The 2,527-nt window shown below is 76.1% G+C and carries 3 protein-coding genes and 1 pseudogene; all 4 read right to left on the bottom strand.

Annotated elements, in window-relative coordinates; all coding sequences use genetic code 11:
* Positions 1 to 261, bottom strand: a 261-nt coding sequence (locus tag ABD308_RS04240) for a hypothetical protein (RefSeq protein ID WP_344325720.1), incomplete at its 3' end; no start/stop codon positions are given.
* Between the two features lie 64 nt (positions 262 to 325).
* Positions 326 to 916 (bottom strand): SMC-Scp complex subunit ScpB, encoded by a 591-nt coding sequence (gene scpB / locus ABD308_RS04235; RefSeq protein WP_344325723.1) that lies wholly within the window; start codon positions 914 to 916, stop codon positions 326 to 328.
* A 194-nt stretch (positions 917 to 1,110) separates the two neighbouring features.
* Positions 1,111 to 2,046, bottom strand: a complete 936-nt coding sequence (locus ABD308_RS04230; protein ID WP_344325717.1) for a segregation and condensation protein A — start codon at positions 2,044 to 2,046, stop codon at positions 1,111 to 1,113.
* 174 nt (positions 2,047 to 2,220) lie between these two features.
* Positions 2,221 to 2,527 (bottom strand): annotated as a pseudogene (locus ABD308_RS04225) (hypothetical protein); the annotation flags it as partial.

Genomic DNA, 2,527 nt, shown 5'->3' with positions numbered 1-2,527 from the left:
GTCCCGGCCGTAGGAGCCGGAACCGCCGCGCGAGCCCGAGCCGCCGCCGTACGAACCCGAGCCGCCGTACGAGCCCGAGCCGCCGCGCGAACCCGAGCCGCCCCGCCCGCCGCCGGACCCGCCGCCGTACGAACCCCCGCGCGAGCCGGAGCCGCCGCGGCCCGAGCCGCCCCCGTAGGAGCCGCCCCGGCCGCCCCCGCCCTGTCCGCCGCGACCGCTGCCGCCGCCGCTGCTGTTCCTGCCGTTGCCACTGCTACGCATCAAAGTGTCCGTACGTCGTTACCGTCTGGGCTGTGCGGTCGTTTCGGCCGACCTCACCGCCCCCCTACCGATCGGGCGCAGCCCGACCGGCCTCGCCACTGCCGTCCGCGGCCTGGGCAGCGGCGGCGACCGCCTCCGCGATCATCGTGCCCTCCAGGGACTCCGCTTCCACGTCGTCGACCTCGGGCAGGAAGGGAGCGAGCTCCGGCAGCTCGTCCAGGCCGCGGAGCCCCATCCGTTCCAGGAAGTAGTTCGTCGTCCGATACAGGATCGCACCTGTTTCGGGCTCGGATCCGGCCTCTTCCACCAGTCCTCGCTGTACCAGGGTACGCATCACGCCGTCACAGTTCACACCGCGGACGGCTGAGACCCGAGATCTGGACACCGGTTGCCGGTAGGCGACCACCGCCAGGGTCTCCAGCGCCGCCTGGGTCAGCCGGGCCTGCTGGCCGTCCAGGACGTAGCGGTCGACGGCCCGCGAGCAGGCCGCGCGGCTGTAGAACCGCCAGCCGCCGGCCACCAGCCGCAGGTCGAAGCCCCGGCCCTGGGCGGTGTACTCGGCGGACAGTTCGCGCAGCGCCGCCGCCACCTCCGCGCGGGGCCGCTCCAGGACGGAGGCGAGGTGGGCCTCGCCGGCCGGTTCGTCGACGACCATCAGGATCGCCTCCAGCTCGGCCCGCAGCCCGGGACCGTCGTCCACCGCCGGCCCGGCGGGCCGGTCAGGCCCGGACTCCGCCTCCCCCGGCACGCCGGGCGCCGGTTCCAGCCACTCCCCGGCGCGCGGCCGCCCCGGTACCGCGAGCGTCCGCCGGGCGGGCCGCCCGGCGCCGGTGCCGCCGTTCCCGGCCGTCATCGCCGGTCCTCCTCGTCGCTCTCGTCCTTCGCGTCCTTCGCGTCCTTCACGTCCTTCGCCGCCCGCGCCGCAGCCTCGCCCGCCGGCCGGTCGAACTCGTCCGTCACCTCGACCGCGCCCCGGTCCGCCTCGGCCACCCAGCGCACGACCAGCTCGCCGAGCGCGTCCGGCTGCTCGAAGGCGAGCACCCGCTCCCGGTACAGCTCCAGCAGCGCCAGGAAGCGGGCGACCACCACCATGGTGTCCGGCGCGTCGGCGACCAGCCGCTGGAAGGTGGCCTCGCCCAGCTCGGTCAGCAGCCCGGCCACCAGTCCCGCCTGCTCGCGCACGCTCACCGGCGGGGTGTGGATGTGGTCGACGAAGACGACCGGCCGGGGCTTCGGCGCCATCGCCCTGGCGGCGAGCTGGGCGAGGCGCTCGGCGCCGACGCCGATCACGACCTCGGGCAGCAGGTCGGCGTGCCGTGCCTCCAGGCCGACGGTCCGGGGCCGCCGCAGCAGTTCGGCGGCCCAGCGCTCGCCGAACAGCGCCGCCGCCCGCTTGTACGCCCGGTACTGCAGCAGCCGGGCGAAGAGCAGGTCGCGCGCCTCCAGCAGGGCGAGGTCCTCCTCGTCCTCGACCTCGGCGGCGGGCAGCAGCCGGGCCGCCTTGAGGTCGAGCAGGGTGGCGGCGACGACCAGGAACCCGGTCGCCGCGTCGAGGTCCCAGTCGGGGCCCATGGCGCGGATGTGCGCCATGAAGTCGTCGGTGACCGTCGCCAGCGCGACCTCGGTCACGTCCATCCGGTGCTTGGCGATCAGGCTCAGCAGCAGGTCGAACGGGCCCTCGAAGTTGTCCAGCCGGACCAGGAAGCCGCCCTGCGGCCCGTCCTGCGGCGTACCCGCTCCAGCGGCGGCCTGGACGGCGACGGGGCTCTCGGAGGTGCTCGGCATGACGGTCCATCTTCGCCCGCCCGCACCGCCCGCCGCGCACCGGGGCCCGCCGACACGCCGGACCGCCCGGCCCCGGCCTGACAGCCGCACCGCACCGCACCGCACAAACCCGCACCGCACAAACTCGCACCGCACCGAACGACCCCGGACCCCCCGCGGCCCCGAGGAACGCGCTCAGCGCCCGCGCAGCCGCCGCACCAGGATGCTCGCCTCGCCGCGCTGCTCCAGGTCCGCCAGCACCACCGCGATGGCCTCCCGGACGATCCGGCCGCGGTCCACCGCCAGGCCGTGCTCACCGCGGAGCACCAGCCGGGTGTGTTCGAGGTCCATCAGTTCCTCGGCGGACACGTACACGGTGATCTTCTCGTCGTGCCGCTCGCGCCCGCTCGGCCGGCGCGGGGCGCGCCCGCGCGGACGGGGCCGCCCGGTGGCGCCCGTCTGGTCCTCGGCCGCACCGGGGTGCTGGCGCGGCGCCGGGGCG

It is taken from the genome of Kitasatospora putterlickiae (assembly GCF_039527695.1).
Lineage (GTDB): Bacteria > Actinomycetota > Actinomycetes > Streptomycetales > Streptomycetaceae > Kitasatospora > Kitasatospora putterlickiae.
The sequence above is the reverse complement of the archived record's forward strand: the minus strand, read 5'-3'. Positions and strand labels throughout refer to the sequence as shown.

Coding starts and splice junctions, on each gene's coding strand:
- ABD308_RS04230 (WP_344325717.1), bottom strand. CDS start 2,046: ATGCCGAGCACCTCCGAGAGCCCCGTCGCCGTCCAGGCCGCCGCTGGA.
- scpB (WP_344325723.1), bottom strand. CDS start 916: ATGGTCGTCGACGAACCGGCCGGCGAGGCCCACCTCGCCTCCGTCCTG.